This is a genomic window from Paenibacillus sp. FSL K6-2441 (assembly GCF_037964765.1).
Taxonomy (GTDB): domain Bacteria; phylum Bacillota; class Bacilli; order Paenibacillales; family Paenibacillaceae; genus Fontibacillus; species Fontibacillus phoenicis.
Genome location: NZ_CP150174.1, coordinates 454965 through 471391, shown reverse-complemented (window position 1 = coordinate 471391; position 16427 = coordinate 454965). Strand labels below are relative to the sequence as shown.

Annotated in this window: 10 protein-coding genes; 1 reads left to right on the top strand and 9 read right to left on the bottom strand. The window is 57.8% G+C overall.

What is annotated here, in order from left to right:
• Positions 1–6 precede the first annotated feature (6 nt).
• The 6 genes from NSQ80_RS01995 to NSQ80_RS01970 all read right to left on the bottom strand — a co-directional run bounded on the left by NSQ80_RS01995 (position 7) and on the right by NSQ80_RS01970 (position 10007).
• Positions 7–1341 carry an extracellular solute-binding protein gene (locus NSQ80_RS01995; RefSeq protein ID WP_009223850.1) on the bottom strand — a complete coding sequence of 445 codons (1335 nt, stop codon included), beginning with the start codon at positions 1339–1341 and terminating at the stop codon, positions 7–9.
• A gap of 147 nt (positions 1342–1488) precedes the next feature.
• A complete protein-coding gene (locus NSQ80_RS01990) occupies positions 1489–3129 on the bottom strand; it encodes a response regulator (RefSeq protein ID WP_339301140.1) in 1641 nt (546 codons plus the stop codon).
• Positions 3126–4124, bottom strand: a complete 999-nt coding sequence (locus NSQ80_RS01985) for a sensor histidine kinase (RefSeq protein ID WP_323078718.1) — start codon at positions 4122–4124, stop codon at positions 3126–3128. The genes NSQ80_RS01990 and NSQ80_RS01985 overlap by 4 nt, the downstream gene beginning before the upstream one ends.
• Positions 4066–4935 (bottom strand): hypothetical protein, encoded by an 870-nt coding sequence (locus tag NSQ80_RS01980; protein WP_339301138.1) that lies wholly within the window; start codon positions 4933–4935, stop codon positions 4066–4068. The genes NSQ80_RS01985 and NSQ80_RS01980 overlap by 59 nt, the downstream gene beginning before the upstream one ends.
• 46 nt (positions 4936–4981) lie before the next feature.
• Entirely contained in the window at positions 4982–5923 is a 942-nt protein-coding gene (locus NSQ80_RS01975) for a hypothetical protein (protein WP_339301136.1), read from the bottom strand.
• Between the two features lie 715 nt (positions 5924–6638).
• On the bottom strand, positions 6639–10007 hold the full coding sequence (locus NSQ80_RS01970) for a DUF5107 domain-containing protein (RefSeq protein WP_323078712.1): 3369 nt from the start codon (positions 10005–10007) through the stop codon (positions 6639–6641).
• 121 nt (positions 10008–10128) lie between these two features.
• Between NSQ80_RS01970 and NSQ80_RS01965 the strand changes: the two genes are divergently transcribed.
• Positions 10129–11076, top strand: coding sequence for an AraC family transcriptional regulator (locus NSQ80_RS01965; RefSeq protein WP_323078711.1), 948 nt, complete (start codon positions 10129–10131; stop codon positions 11074–11076).
• 34 nt (positions 11077–11110) lie between these two features.
• Here NSQ80_RS01965 and NSQ80_RS01960 read toward each other — a convergent pair whose 3' ends face one another.
• The 3 genes from NSQ80_RS01960 to NSQ80_RS01950 all read right to left on the bottom strand — a co-directional run bounded on the left by NSQ80_RS01960 (position 11111) and on the right by NSQ80_RS01950 (position 16422).
• Positions 11111–11479, bottom strand: a complete 369-nt coding sequence (locus tag NSQ80_RS01960; protein ID WP_009223843.1) for an MmcQ/YjbR family DNA-binding protein — start codon at positions 11477–11479, stop codon at positions 11111–11113.
• 111 nt (positions 11480–11590) lie between these two features.
• Positions 11591–13972, bottom strand: coding sequence for a glycoside hydrolase family 95 protein (locus tag NSQ80_RS01955; protein WP_339301134.1), 2382 nt, complete (start codon positions 13970–13972; stop codon positions 11591–11593).
• Positions 13969–16422, bottom strand: a complete 2454-nt coding sequence (locus tag NSQ80_RS01950; RefSeq protein ID WP_323078707.1) for a glycoside hydrolase family 95 protein — start codon at positions 16420–16422, stop codon at positions 13969–13971. Before NSQ80_RS01950 ends, NSQ80_RS01955 begins: the two co-directional genes overlap by 4 nt.
• Positions 16423–16427: the final 5 nt, after the last annotated feature.

Sequence of the window (16427 nt, the reverse complement as noted above, 5' to 3'; positions counted from 1 at the left end):
TTCGCTCTATTTGTGGTTTTTGCTAACCCAATCGTCCATATCGGCTAAGATTTGATCCATCGTCGTTTTGTTAAAGAACAATTTCTGCAGATTTTGGTCGAACTGGGAGCGCCAGTCGATCGTCGTTTTTGCCAAATAGAGCTGGGAGTCGTAGGTTTGACCGTTATCGAAGTACGGTTGCAGGTCTTTTAATGCCGGCGCGATATCCGTCGACGTACCCTTCACGTAGCTAAGCGATTTGATGTTCTCCACCCAGGCGTCCCCGCCTTCCTTGCTGCTCATGAACTCCAGGAATTTTAAAGCGGCTTCCTTATGTTTCGTCTTACTGCCGATCGCCAGCGAAGCATCCGCGTTGAAATCCAGCTTGTTGGCATTCTCATCATTGCTGAACGGGTACGGGAAGTAGCCGAGGTCATTGTTGTACAGCTCCGGATTCTTCTTCTCGATGTCCGGCAGCGGCCAAGTACCCATATACATCATGCCGACATCCCCTTTGGCAAAAAGATCCACGGCCCCGTTGTAGTCGACGCCAAGCTGGTCCTTGTTGCCCAGCTCATACAGCTTGAGCGCGTGCTCCATCGTCGTTTTTACAGCCGGATTATCGGCGAATTTGGCTTCGCCGGTTTCGATCTTCTCGAAGAAGTCCGGTTGGCCGATCAGCGCCGAATTGCTTGGCATGTCGCGGGTATCCCACATTGTTAGCGTCCAAGCATCCTTCCACCCCAAAGCGAACGGCGTTTTGCCCGCAGCTTTGATTTTCTCCGCAGCGGCGATCATCGCATCCCAAGTTCTGGGTACCTCAAGACCGAGGTCGCGGAAAATCTTTTTATTGTAGAACACGGCGATCGGGTTGGCGTTCAGCGGCATGATGTAATTTTTCCCGTCCGTCGCTTGGCCTTTCACCACATTCTCGTCGAAGTTGCTTAGGAACGGTTGACCGGTTAAATCCATCAAGTAACCGCCGTCGGCAAACAACTGGGTGTTGAATCCGGCGTTCAGGGTAAACACGTCGATGATGTCCCCGCCTGCCAGCTTCGTTTTCAGCAAAGTATAGTAGTCATCGTATTTTACCGGTTGCACTTCGACTTTGATATTTGGGTTTTGACTTTCAAACTGTTCCACGATTTGGTTAATCTGATCGGTGAAATCGCTCTTGAAGTGCATAAATTTGATCGTCACCGGCTCACCGGAATCTGTCGAGTTGCCGGAACCTTGAGCGGCGTTCGTAGTTCCGCTGCCGTTCTCCGCGGTTGATGAAGCCGAGTTATTCCCTCCGCCGCAAGCCGCGAGCAAAAAACTTAACATCAATATGCTGAGACTGATCGACATCCACTTTTTCAATTTTCTTCCCCCTCGTGTATAACATTAAAGTCGGAGCGAATGGCCGCGCTGCCAGCATCCGCATTTTTGCCCCGATGCCCTTCGTCCTGCTTTTATCGTATCGGTCCACTGCTTGCGCCGGAATAAAATATATTGTGCGTCTGATGTTCAATTTTTTGGGTTTCCGGCTTTACCCGATTGTTGGGCTTCACGGTATTCGGAGGGGGTTTGCCCGGTGCTTTTTTTGAACACCTGACTAAAATAACGCTGGTTTTCGTATCCAATCAATTCGGAGATTTCACTGATTTTTCGTTCGGAGGAACGAAGCAGCTCACAGGCCTTCTCGATCCGTTTGCGCGTCACGTACTCAATGAAGTTCTCAGAAGTTACCGATTTGAACAGCTTGCTGAGATAGCTGGGATCCAAGTGGAACCGGGTTGCCACATCAATCAAGCTGATGTCCTCAAAGTAATGAGCGTCCAGGTAGTCGACGATGTGCCAGATCAGCTGTGAGGAGTCCGTTTCGCGACGGTCCGCCCCATACTCCTCGGCCGCATCCGCCCATCCGGCTAAAAGCCGGCGAAGCTCGGCGGGATCGGTAACTTCAGTAATGGCGGCGGCATCATATAAGGGCGGATGCGCCGCAGCGATGCCTCTCATCTCCGACACCGCCGCCTCCCGGATGATGGCAAGTTCTCGATGAACCTGGCTGATCGTGATGTCGACGGATCGGTCCACCCTCGCCTGGTATTCGTCCAGCAGCCTGCGAAGATCCTTGGCATTGCCGGAAGCAAAGGCCTGACGGATCTCCTGCGCGACAAACGACGGCAAGGCCTCGGTTTTTCGCGGCTGTTCCGGATTATCAGCCAGAGACACGGTCAACCCCGACCCATGCAACGTTAGACGTAAAAGCGTACGCTCGGCGGTACGATACGCTTCGGGCAGCTCCGCGAACCCTTCGCATAAGCCGCTGACCCCGGCCAGCACCTCCAGCCTAAGCGTGCGCTGAACGGCTTCGTGAAGGGCTTCCAGCCATTCGAACCTTACGGAGTCGCCTCCTGCCTCAGCTGCTGCGAAGGCTTGCCCTTCGATGGAGCTTGCCGGTACAATCAGGCAATACCCCATGCCATCCTCCGAGATAAACGCGGGGATTTGATCGTCGCCAAGAATTTCGCGCAAAATATTATCGATGCTGAACATGAGCAGCTCGGCATTCCCATGGAAGTTAGTTCGGGCCACCTCGGAAAATTGGCGAAACCGGATCAGGACCAGCCGATAGCGGATGCCAGCGTCCATCTGCAGCTCTCTTGCCTGCTGCAGGATATCTGCCCGATTGGTGATACGCTGCACCGTTACATTTTTCAGGAAAGCCCCGCGCTTCATCCGTCGCATTTCCCGCGTTTCCCTCTGTTGCTGCTGCAGGCTCATGTATCGTCGGATCGCCTCGATGGCCTGTACCATCGATTCGCGCAGCTCCGGGACAGATACCGGCTTAAGCAAATACTCACACGCCTGATAGCGGATCGCCGCCTTCAAATACTCGAATTGCGAATACCCGCTGATGACGATGACCCGAATATCACCAAACCGGTCGTGCAGCGCCTCCAAAAAACGCTGACCGTCCATGACCGGCATATTCATATCCGTGACCACAATGTGCGGCTTGCTGATTTCGATCAGCTCCAGCGCCTCTTCCCCGTTTTGGGCCTCAGCAATCACTTCGACGTCCAGCGACAGCTCACTGATCATTTTACGTATGGATTTACGCCCCAGCGTCTCGTCATCTACGACCATGACTTTATACATCATTTGTCTCCCCCTGTTCTTAGAGGTTGTTCAACATCTGCAGGATAAGGAATCGTTAAGCTTACCGTCGTCCCCTTCCCCAGGCTGCTGTCAATTTCAAGACCGTAAGGGGGTCCGTAAAAGAGGCGGATCCGCTCATGGACATTCCGAAGACCGATGGATACCCCTGAGAACACCTTGGAAGCGGGGCGAGCTAAGACTGCCCGCAGGGCCTTCAGCTTGTCCGGTTCCATGCCGGGACCGTCGTCGGAAATGGAAATCCGGATATGGCCGTCTTCCCGTTGCGCGGATACCTCGATCTGAACCGCACTCCGTCTATCTTTGCCCAAAGCATGCACCATGATATTTTCGAGAATCGGCTGCAGCACGAAACGGATGATGGGGGCGTCCATCAACTCGGATTGCACGTCAAATCGGGTTTTTAGGGATTCCTCGAACCGGAACTGCTGAATGTACAAGTAATTGTTTAGATGGGCCAGCTCGGCCCCAATCGTCGATTCCATGTTCCCCTCATAAAAGCTGTAGCGGAAGATATCCCCCAAGGCCCGGCACATCTCATGGATTTCATAATCCCCGGCCAGCACCGCCTTGCCGCCGATCGTCTGCAGCGTGTTGTAGAGAAAATGCGGGTTGATTTGCATCTGCAAGGCCAAGAACTGCGCTTCCTTGTTGCGCAGCTGCAGCTTGTACTCCTTCTCGATCAATTCCTGAATCGTCCGGGTCATGAAGTTAAAGCTTGCGGTAAGCTCGGACAGGTCATCATGCCAGCGATTCGTAGGCAGGACAACGTCGAAATTCCCCTTGCGTACGGCCTTCATCGCCTTTCCGAGATATTGAATCGGCCTTGTGATGAACTGCTGAGCCAACAGGGAAAATGCCGCAATCACCAGCATTACCAGGGCAAGTGCGGCGATTGTAATGCTCAGCGTGGTTTTCCGGTTATGGGCAAGTTCGGTGCTGGGATATACGATACTCAGCCCAATGTTCCCATGGTCCAAGGGGGATGTACTGATTAATAGTTCCCGGCCCTCCGTGAACTGGAGTACCTGTTCGTTGCTGTCGCTGAGCTCGTCGGGAAGCCGATACGGCTGGATCTCGGCGTCGTAATTCGGGTTCGTTCGATAGAAGGCTTCTCCCTTGCCGTTTTGCAGCACGATCACGTTCGGGGCCCGGTTGTAGGTTTCGACTTTCTTGGCCAGGTCTTTGCCCAGCACAATAGAACAACAACGTCCCGAATTTCTCGCGGTAAAACGGGTCATAAATTGGCAACGCATAGACAAAAAGATCCTGCTTGATCGCGGGATCCTGATACGTAAACATGAGGGAATGTTGAAACGGCAGCTTTACAATGTCACCATAATGGGGCGTAGTCTGGTTCAGGGCGATCGCGTTGTAACTGTCGGCACGGGACCAGCTGTCCCGCAGCGTATTATCGCTGCCGTACACCATGATTTTGATGATGTCCGCATTGTTGCTCACCGCCAGCCGGTAATAGCTGGCCAGCGATTCCCGGACGTCGATGATGTCGGCGACGTTGTAATTGGTGCCGTATTCCATGAGGTCGATGACCCGCTTAAAACCGTAGACCTGAAGGGCGGATGTAGAGAAGCTGCGAAAATACTCGTTCAGGTAATCGGATAAGTACTCCGCATTCTGGTCTGAGCTGCGCACCATCGCTTGCTCCAAGGAGCGTGTGCTGTTCTGGTAAAAGAGATAGGACAGGACCAGCAAGGGGACAAGTGATATCAACACGGTGCTCCAGACGATTTTGGCGCGGATACTTTGGTTCATGAACAGACGTTTGATCATATAGGCTCCCCCTGCGGTCCTGAATATAGTCTAAAAAATTTCTTAATTACTTCATGCTAATGTCCAAATGCCAACGATACACGCCGCAAGCCGGAACAACGGCGGCTTCCCCTTCGCGGACAGCATGGGCGAGTTCGTCCATGCGGCCTGTGGCCGGTTCCAGGGCAACGTGATAGTTGCCGCCGAAACCGCCGTAGTTGGCCCAGACGGCCAAATACGGCACTCGGTCGGCTGGGAAGTGGAACATCAGCGCCTCGCCGGTCGCCGGGTCGCTGATGCCGGCGTACCCGGTGCTGAGCCGGCCGGAGAAATAATATTTCTCCGCGAATCGTCCAGCGTTGGGTTCCACGGTGCTCAGGTCAACCGGCCCTCCGGCTGCTCTGCGCGCCAGCGGCCAAGACTGCTTGTCGCCAAATGCACCTAGCCTTCCTTCCGCGGAATAGGAGACCTCGATGTTCGTTAAATCGGCCGGAACATGCAGCTTCATGCCTTCCCGTACCTGCAGCAAGGGATGGGCCGCCCACAGAAAGGAAAACGGGGCACCCGACAGGTTCGTCACGGCGTAATCGATACGAAGTGTGTCTACGGCCGGGAACGTATACGTTTTCTTCAGGACATAGGGAAATTGCACGCCGCCGATGCGACAGGTCAGGGCCGAGCTTGTGGCCTGATGCTCCCAAGCCCGGGACCACACCTCTCCGTGATCGGGGATCGCCCGGCCTTGCCAAGGCGCCTGCGGATAAGCACCGGCGTTGATGGCCGGGAACATTTCGTCCCAGCCGCTCTCGTCGCCGGAGGCAAAGAACGTGCCATAGCCTTCGTTCCCCAATGGTTTATCGCTCCGCCACAGCCATTCTCGCCCCGTCTTGCGATTCTGCAGCGAAACAGCCTTGCTGCCCAGCTCCGGAACAACGGTCACCGCTATCCTGTCGGTCTCCCCTATCCAAGCTTCCCAGCCTTCCACCGCCGTCTTTCGCCATTGGTTCATTCGCCTACTCCTCCTCCAACCGGATCGCTGCAAGGTAAAAACGTTGATTTGTTACTGGTGACTTGCTTCGCTTGAGAATTGTGATTCGGGATTTGTTACTTGCGATTAGTTTGACTGCTGACTGGTAATTGGTTACTTGTTACTTGTGATTTGTTACTTGTGATTTGTTACTTGTTAGTTGTGATTTGTTACTTGGGGCTTGTGGCTTGTTATTTGTTACTTGCGATGTGCGTTGCGTGATTTGTTATTCGTGATTCGTAATTCGCGTCCACTTTCCACAGCTAGTTTGCCCTCTTGCAACTGGTTGCCCTCTTACCACGCGGGGGCAGGATCGTCTAACGCTTGTGACCGACACTATTCGCGCAAAAAAAAGGGGGGGTTGGATCTAACGCTTACCAGACACCTTATTTGCTCATTTTAGAGTAAAAAGGGGGCTCAATCGCCCCCATAAGCACGCTGATCAGCGTTAGGAAATAAAAACCGCCATTTTAAGTCAAATAAGCGTTGTGGCAAGCGTTAGCGCAGAGCCACTGAAGAGCGACTGAAGTGCCTCTGCAAATCCTACTTAATGCCCACATCAACGTCTACCTCTACGTCCACTTCAATATCTCCTTCTACATCACATTTACATTTACTTTTACTTCTACTCCTACGTTTACTGCAACATCTACTACTTCTATATCTACTACTTCTATATCTACTACATCTACTACTTCTACGTCTGCTTACCTCGGCACATCCGCCGATGGATCATCGCCCCCTGATGGCTTGGCTCTAGGGCCAGCACCTCATCGAACTGCTCGGCGGCTTCTTCCGGCCGGCCAAGGCCCAGTTTCCCCAGTCCCCGCATGAAGCGGCAGTGGATGACGTTGCGCCGGTTCAAGTCGTCCTCGAACACGAGAAAGTCCGGGAGGGATACGGCAAAATAGTCAAATTCCACCTCATCAAACAAATGCTTCTCGGCATAGTCCACCAGCTTATTGAACCGGCGTTTCGCTTCCTTCTCCACGCCTAACTTCCGCCAAGCCAGCCCTTGATAAAAAATCATCTCCGGCGGCTGATCATTATAGTACATCGCGCCGGCCGGCTCCTCCAGCCCTTGCGAGGCGGCCTGCCAATACGGTGTTGCTTCCTCAAGCCGGCCCAGCCCCTCGTACGCGCAGCCCAGGTAATACAGGATGTCGTTCTCCTGCGCTCCGGTGAGCTTGCCTTCCCCGAGATTCTCCGGGTAAACGAGCGCACGCTCCAGCAGCTCGATCGCCTGCTCGGCGTTCCCGGCCGCCAGCGCTTGCTTCCCAAGCTCGACGAGGGCGAACCGGTACTGCCCGGTCACTTTGCCTTCGCCGCCTTCCCAAGGGTGGAACTTCCGGGCCTCCAGCGCCCGCAAAGCTTCGTCGTGGCGGTTCAGCGTATTTAGCAGCGTGACGTACTCTAAATACAAATCGTCGCGCTTCTCCACGAGAGCAAGATGGCGTTCCAGCGCCGCAAACCGCTCCGCCGCCGGACGGCCCAGCTTCTTATAGAGCTGATCCAGCTCGTAAAACACGCGGGCATCTTCCGGGTTCAGTGCGAACGCTGTCTCCAGCGCTTCCCGCGCCGCGTCGGCATCCTGGCGCTTATTGTAATAAGCCAGCGCCAAATTGCGGTGCACGGTCGGGAACCCGGGGTCTACCTTCCGGGACGCCTCCCAGTGAGCGATCGCTTCGTCCGGGCGTTTTTTGTCATACATCCAGTTGCCGAGGTAATAATGCGCCTTCGCATCGCCCGGGTTCGCCTCGATCGCGCTTTGCAGCACGAGCAGATCCGTCAGGCTGTTCGGGAAGCAGTAGTCCGCCGGCGCGGCGGCGCCTGCCTGCCGATGACGCGCGGCCAGTTCGCTGCGGCCGGCCCGCTCATGCGCATAGGCCAAGGTGTAGTGCAGCATCGGGTAAGCCGGCGTGTCTGCGTCCGGCACGATCCGCTGCAGCACCTGCACGGCTTCGTCATACAGGCCGAAGCCGAGGTAATCCGCGGCCAGCTGCAGGGCGTTGTGCGCGTCACCGCGCATCAACCGCTGGAGCTCGGCCAAGACCGCGTCCGCCTCAGCCGCATCGCCCAAGGCGCGCAGCGCGGCCCAGCGCTCGTTGGCGGCGCCGAAGTCGGCCGGGTCAAGCGCCAGCGTCTCGCCCGTGTAGGCGAGCGCTTCCGCCGGCCGACCGAGCTTCCGCAGCAGCGCCGCCTTCAAATGCCGCGCCTTATAGTTGCGGCTGTTTCGGATCAGCGAGCGCGTGGCCAGCTCGAGCGCTTCCGCATATTCGCCGCGGCCGCAGGCAATCGCGGCTAGTGAATAGTAGCCGCTGTCCTGCCAGGCGGCGGACCAGACGGCTTTGTAGAAGGCGGCGAACGCCTCTTCGTCCCGCCCTTGCAGCTGCAGCGCCAACCCAAGCTGGTACAGCGCTTCGCTGTCGTACGGGTTCGGGTTGCGCCAGGTCAGCGACTTCACCGCTGTGCGGAAATGCGCCTCCGCCTCGGCAAACCGGCCCCGTCGCAGCAGCAACGTGCCATAAGCGACGTTGATGCGGATATCGCTGGCGTCCCGCTTCAGGCCTTCCAAATAATACGCCTCTGGCTCAAACGTAGCATGGCGATACTGCTCCAGATGCAGACCGGCCAGATACAGCTGCTCGTTTGTCTTCAGCTCCTGCGGCTTCGGCAGCGGCTTGGCGGCTTCCGGCACCTGTTCAATCGACGGCTTGGCCGGGCGATACGAAATCAGCAGCCGCCCTTCACTGTCGCGCACCGTCACAAGCAAGTCATGAGGCTGGTCGCCTTCATCCAAAGGGACAACGGTTTTGTAGGTCGAAACCGGCGACAGCCGCACGGTGTCGGATACGTAGGTCCGGCGTGCGCCTTTGAGCTCCACAACCGCCCCTGCATAATCGGAGGTCGCATACGCCAGCACCGTTGCCGTCCGCGCCGTCTCGTCGACTTCGAGGTTAACGGCCGCTTCGATGGAAGCATTTTTTACAACACCGATGTCCTTGTAAGGCATAAAATACTGCTTAAACGACTTCTCCTCATACGGCTGGAGCCAGGTGAAGTCCGGCTGGTTGTCGGTATACACCCCGGTCATCAGCTCGATGTACGGGCCATCCTCGTCCGTCAGGTTGCGGTCCCAAGCCTGACCAAATTCGCCGTTCCCCCAAGTCCATTGCTTCTTCCCCGGGGAAATGTGGTGATTGGCGACATGCAGCAGGCCGGCTTGCACGCCGTGATCGTACCCGCCGACGAAGTTGAAGTCGGATTTGTAAGCCATGTAGGACGTGGGGACCGGGATGTTTTTGTAACGAGAAATATCTACGCCCTCCGAATAATCCATCTTGTAGTACGTGCCGGTGGCAATCGGAAACCGTGAGACGTCGCGCTTGCCATGATCGAATACGGCGGTAACGTCCGGCGGAAACACGGACTGCGTATGATCATTTACCGCCACGGCCGGGTTAGCCCACCACAGGAACGTTTGCGGCTCCGGCGTCCGGTTGTACAGCTGCGCGGATATCTCCAGATACGCCTTGCCTGGGTACAGTGTAAACCCGGCGGTCATCTTCGTGCCATACATGCGGTCAATTTCGCTGACCCAAACGGTGGCGCTGCCGTCCTCTCCCTGCTCCAGCCGGTACTCAACCGGGCCAAAAGTGTTCGGCCGGTGATGCTGCGGCCAGTTGAACTCGATGCCGCCGGAAATCCACGGCCCGGCCAGGCCAACTAGCGCTGGTTTGATCACGCGGTTGCAATAAACGAAATCGTAGTTGTTCGTCTTGTCGAGCGCACGGTAGATCCGTCCGCCGAGTTCCGGCATGATTTCGATCCGCACGTACTCATTTTCCAAAATCGCCAGCCGATAGCTGACCTCCCGCTTCTCATCGTAAATCTTATCGATGACCGGATAGGGATATACCCGTCCGGAGCTGCCTTGATATACGCGTTTTTCCAAAAACATCGGGTTCTTGTCCGGCTCTCCAACCCCATACGTCGGGATCAGCTTATCTTCTTCCCAGACTCGAACCGCAGCCTTTGGAGACGCCTCCCGCTGTTGAACGTTCATCTCAAATCCTCCCCTTCATTGGTTGAATCGGTTGTAACCCCAATGTACCCCGGAGCTGAAGGAATTCCAATTGACGAAATACGGGGAATGATGGACTATATTCTTATGAGGAGGCGTTTCTGTGGATCATCAAATTCGCAAGCCGGACGGTTTTGAGGCGCAAAAGCTGTTCGTTCAACCGGACTATATGCTGAAAGAACTGAACAACTCCACGTTGACTCGGCCGCTGTTCGTCAGCGACATCGGTTTTTTCCCGAATGCCCGGCATCATTATCGGGAGCGCCCGGAAGGGGCGGACGCTCATATCTTCATCTATTGTGTGGAAGGCGAAGGATGGGTGGAATGGAGCGAGGAACCCACGGATGGCAGACCAGACCGCTCAGGAACGACGGCGAGCAAAATGCAACAAAGCTACCCGCTGACCGAGCGCCAGCTGGCAGTGATCCCGGCGCATAAGCCGCACCGATATGGGGCTTCGACCGATAAACCCTGGAGTATCTACTGGTTTCACCTGCAGGGCGAGGATACCAACGCGTTGATTCACACCTACGGCCTGGACCAGGGCGGCCCTGTCCGGCTGCCGCTGAGCGTACATGCCCAGCTGTTGGAGCATTTTGAGCAGTGTTACCGCCTGCTTCATGACAAGCACTACTCTCTGCCCGTGCAGATCCATGTCGCCCAGACCATGCGCCACTTGCTTAGCAGCATCGGGCTCAGCGCCGAACGGTCGGCGCAGGACCGCAAACGCGAACGCTATTTCGATGAAGCGGTCCGCTACATGACCGAGCGGCTGACAGAGAGCCTCACGCTGTCCGAACTGGCGAAGCAGGTTGGGCTGTCCAAGCAGCATCTCGTCTACTTGTTTAACCGGGAGGCGGGGCTTCCGCCAATCGAATATTTTCTGCGGCTGAAAATGCAACGGGCCGGACAGCTCCTTGACCTCACCGGCTTAAGCGTCAAAGAGATCGCCGGTGCGGTCGGCTTGTCCGACCCGTATTATTTTTCGCGATTATTTAAGAAAATCATGGGGTACTCCCCAACCGAATACCGCCGTATTCCGAAGGGATAAGCCCCGGAGCGGCCGAAGCCTTCCTGCGCCGACATTACTTGCCGATGCGCATCAGGACCGCCTCGCGGGCGGCTTTCGTCAAACCGCCAAGCACCAGATCGTACGAGTGGTCGATCATGGCCCGCAATTCGTCCATCGACAAGCTGCCGTCCACGGTGACCGTATTCCAGTGCTTTTTATTCAGATGATACCCCGGCTTCACGCATTCATGCTGCTCCCGGAGATTGGCGGCGATCACGGGATCGCATTTTAGCGAGATGCTCGCGGTCTCATCGTCGGCCGTGACAGGCAGCAAGGCGAACATTTTGCCCCCGACCTTGATGACCGTCGTCTCCGGGCCAAAAGGATACTCCTCGACGGCCCCTTTTTTGGACAAACAATACGCTACCAGCTTACGGTACACGACCCTTCCCCCTCATAGGCTTGCTTATGGTGTAACTATATCATGCAGGCCACGGGAGGAAAAGCCGCTTTCCGTTTCCGAATTGACCCCGATTGTGTTGCAGAGCCAGAGCTATCCGTTTTGAAGCGTCAACGCCCCATCAAACCGATACTCCCCGCCAGCTTTGGCCTCAAAGGTTACGCGGCGGTCGCCAAGACTTAAGGTAAACGTACCCGGGGAATACGTGCGCACGACTGCGCTGCTCAACCGGCCCGCTTCCCAAGCGAGATCAACCTCGGCGTTGCCCTTCGCCCGCAGTCCCGTCACCCGTCCCGTCGGCCAAGCCGCCGGAAGCGCCGGAAGAAGGCGGATGTTGCCGCCCGGCCGGCTTTGCAGCAGCATTTCCGCAATCGCCGCCGTACCGCCAAAGTTACCGTCGATGACAAAAATGTTCGTCTCTGCCCCGGCGATCCCCGCCTTAGAATAGCTGAGCAAATTGTCGAAGCACAGCTCCCCAATCAGGTGGGAAATATGCTTCAAAGCGCGGTCCCCATTATACAACCGGGCAAAAAACAACCCAAACAACGCCGCCGTAAACTCGATATCCTCCAGTTCATCCTGCTGCATGCGGTTTTCCAGCGTCACCCGGGCTGCGGCTGCCAGCTCCGGCGTCTCCTCCGGCGTGATCTGATGCGCCGGGTACAGCGCAAACAGGTGTGACAAATGGCGATGCTCCGGCTGTGCTTCCTCGTAGTCCTCGAGCCATTCTTGCAGCTGTCCCTTTTTGCCGATCTGCAGCGGGGGCAGCAGCGGGATTGCAGAGCTCAGGCGTGAGCGCAGCTCCACATCCTCCTCCAGCAGCTCCGCCGCTTCCAAACAGAACGTAAACAGCTCCCGTACGAGTGCCTGATCCATCGTGGAGCCCATCGACAACTGCCAGCATCCTTCCTCCGGACGCCCCGGGTAGAAGTGGTTCTCCGGGGAATTCGACGGCCCCGTCACCAGCCAGCCGTATTTGGGATGCACCGTCATGTAATCGAGGAAAAACAACGCCGCCTCGCGCAGCACCGGATACGCCTGCTTCTCCAGGAATACACGGTCCAACCCGAACCGGTAATGCTCAATCATTTGCATGGCCAGCCATAGCCCGCCAGTTACGTTAAGTCCCCATGAAGTATCCCAGCCCGGATCGGTAAACCCCCACACATTGGAAAAGACATGGGCCACCCATCCCGGCGAACCGTATACATCGCGAGCTGTCTTTTGGCCAGCGCGGGCCAAATCCTCCAGATAACGCGTCAAAGGCTGCTGGCTCTCGCCAAGATGTACCACCTCGGTCGGATAATAGTTCATCTCCGTGTTCACGTCGAGGTGGTAATCACAGCTCCAGCCCATGCGGCATGCCTCGCCGTCATTCCAAATGCCTTGCAAATGCAAGGGCAGCGGCGAATCCTCCCGCGAACCGGCCAGCGTCAAATACCGGCCGTATTGCAAGAACAATGCGAACAGCTGGGGATCGCTATAGCCTTGCCGCAGCAGGCGAATCCGCTGGTCCGTTGGCAGTTTCGCCGCTTCTTCGGACGGACCCAGCTCGATGGACACCCGCCGGAACAACGGCTCGTAATCGGCCAAATGATCTGCTTTTAGCTGATCGTAACCCTTAGATAACGCCAAGGAAGCCTGTAATCGGGGCGCCAGCTCCCATGACCTCGACTCGCAGCGGTAATCCGTGGCGACGGTCAGATAAATGCATGCTTCGTCCGCGCCGCGGACCACCAGTCGGTCGTTCTGAACATAAAGGCTGCCGCCCCGGGTGTCGAGCTCGATGCGGCCGCGGCACCGGACGCCGCAAGCCCCGTCGCTATGCACCGTCTCCGTTGCCTTGCCGCGGAATTCCAGCGCGGCCATACCGGACGCCGAAACCTCAAACTCGGGCGTCAGTCCCGCAAGGCCAAGCGTAAACGAGACGCCGCCCGCCGCTTCGCTCCAGATCCGCGAGACGAGAACATCGTCAGCATGAGAAGCGAACAGCTCGCGCACCAGCGTTGATCCGGGCTGGCCGGAAGTTGTCGTCAGCAGGGCCGTCGACAAGTCCAACTCGCGTCGGAAAGGGGAGCACGCTCCGTTGACTGCCCCGGTCTCGGTCTCGCTGGGTTCGCCGGACGGAGCGAATTCGATCACCACATCGCACATCGCCAGATGGGTGCCAAAATTCCGCTTCGGCGGCTGCAGCGCTTGCTTCGCCAGCCGGTCGCCGCCCGCGTAGTCGCCGGCGAACAGCCGCTCGCGGATCGCGGCCAGCGCCGCTTTGCCTCCGGACGCCGCGGATGCCGTCTCATCCGCTTGGCCGGACCAGTAGGTCGACTCGGTCAGGTTCCAGACCTCGCGCTCCGGCGCGGCCATGACGATGGCGCCGATCCGTCCGTTGCCCACGGGCAGGCCCTCCGACCAACCCGCAGCCGGCTTGTCATACCAGAGCTTGGTTGCGCCAAGCTCCGCTGCGTTCACCTTCATTGCCTTCCCTCCACCTTGCCGGAGGACGTCCGGTCATCCGGGACCAGCCGATACGTTTCCCCGGCTTCCGTCTCAAATCGGATATCGCCTTCCGCGATCCGTTCCACGGCTACCTCCACGCCACCGTGGTATACGGTCAGCGGCTCGCCCCCGCTGAGCCCCACGCGAACGCGGCAGGCATGGCCCAGCGTCGACACGATCTCCGCCTCGGTCAGCTTGCCGTTCGCCCAGCGCAGGCTTACCTCGAAGCCGCCGCGGGCACGAAGGCCGCGGACCTCGCCGTCCGGCCAGGCCTGCGGCAGAGCGGGCAGCAGCACCAGCGCAGGGAGGTGCGACTGCAGCAGCATCTCGGCGATGCCCGCCGAAGCGGCAAAGTTGCCGTCAATCTGGAACGGCGGATGCGCGCCCAACAGGCTGGCGTATACGCCGCCGTGGTTATAGCGCTCCGTTTCGCCGTCCTTCACCAGCCGCAGCATATTGCCGAGCAGACGCAGCGCCCGATCGCCGTCGCCGAACCGGCTCCACAGGGCGACCCTCCAGCCCAGGCTCCAGCCGGTGCTTTCATCGCCCCGCCGCTCCAGCACTTGCCGCGCTGCGGCGAACAGCTCCGGCGTCTCCTCTGCCGAGAGCTGGCGGCCAGGATAGACGCCCACCAGATGGGACGTGTGCCGATGGTGGACATCCTCGTCCTCGAAATCCCGGCTCCACTCCTGCAGCTGTCCATACTTCCCAACCTGCAGCGGCAAGAGTCGCTCACGGGCCTGCCGCAGTTCCTCACGAAACGCCTCGTCAATGCCAAGCACACCTGCCGCTTCGATGCAGTTCGTAAACAGCTCCCAGATGAGCGACAGGTCCATCGTCGATCCTTCACTAATCGCTGCAACTCCATTCGCCGTACGGAATTTATGCTCCGGCGAAGTCGAAGGCGAAGTTACGAGATGGCCCGATTCGTCTTCAATGAGCCAATCCAGAGCAAACAAGGCAGCATCCTTCAAGATGGGGTATGCAAAATCATGTAAATATGCGACGTCCCCGCCAAAGACGTAATGCTCCCATAGATGTTGGGTCAACCAGACACCGCCCATCGGCCACAGCGCCCAGACCGGATCGCCGCCGCCGAAATCGCCCACGGGTGCGGTTTGACCCCAGATGTCCGAGTTGTGATGGGCGACCCACCCCCGGGTACCGTAGTTGACGGCGGCCGTTTTGGCCCCATTCTCGGCCAGGTTGCCGATCATCTCCAGCAGCGGCCAGTGGCATTCCGCCAGGTTACACACCTCGGCCGGCCAATAGTTCATTTCCGCGTTGATATTTAGCGTCCAGTTGCTGCTCCACGGCGGCCGAGTCATCGCATTCCAGATTCCCTGCAGGTTAGCCGCCTGCGTGCCAGGCCGGGAGCTGGCGATCAGCAAATACCGGCCGTAATGGAACAGCAGCTCAACCAGCCCCGGATCAGCGGCCCCGTATTCTACGATCCGCCGCTCCGTGTCCAACCCTTCCGGGGCCGCCGTCTCCCCTAACCGCAAGCTGACGCGGCTAAACAGGGCTTGGTAGTCCTCGATATGCCGGGCCCGAATCTCCAGGTACCGGTTGGCTAATGCACCAGTCAAGTCCGCTCTGGCCCGAGCCGCCGCCACGTCCGCCGGTACCGATTCCGGTCGCCCCGCCCCGGGGATTTGGTCGAACCGGTCAAAGCTCGTCGCGGCGCTGAAATACAATACGGCCTCCGTGGCGTCCAGAACGCGGATACCGTCCCCGTCGACGCTGACCCGGCCGTCGGTTTCCGTTACCGCCAGCCGCCCCTCAAAGGCCATCGCCGGGGAGACGGCCGGATCGCCGTAGCGGATCGGGCGATCCGCGTTCACGTAGTTCGGCTCCACCCGTTCCGGCGCTGTCCCCCGCATCACGAATATCCCGTCTTCCACGGCGGCAATATGGCGGAGCGGACTGTCGAGCCGTGCATGAAAAGCAAGTGCTCCCGGCTGGCTGCACGTCAGCCGCATGGCGATGATCCGATCGGGATGGGATGCGAAGATTTCGCGCTTATAGCTCACTTTCCCGACGGTGTATTCCGTCACGTGGATGGCGTCCGCCAGATCCAGCGTGCGCCGGTAACTCCGGCAGGCGGCCCCGTGCTCGAACGTCAGCTGTAAATCGCCAAACGGCAAATAGGATTCCGTGTACGGCCCCAGCATTTGACGTCCCAGTTGATCCGCCTCCTCATAACGGCCTTCCCGGACCAGCTTCCGCACCTCAGGCAATACCTGCCGGGCGGAGGGATTGTTCCAATCACGCGGATACCCGGACCATAAAGTATCTTCGTTCAGACTGATCGTTTCCCGTTCCACCCCGCCGTAAATCATCGCGCCAAGGCGCCCGTTTCCGACCGGCAGCGCTTCGGTCCAGACCGTGGCCGGCCTGTCGTACTGCAGCTTTGTGTTTCGCTCCATCTTTT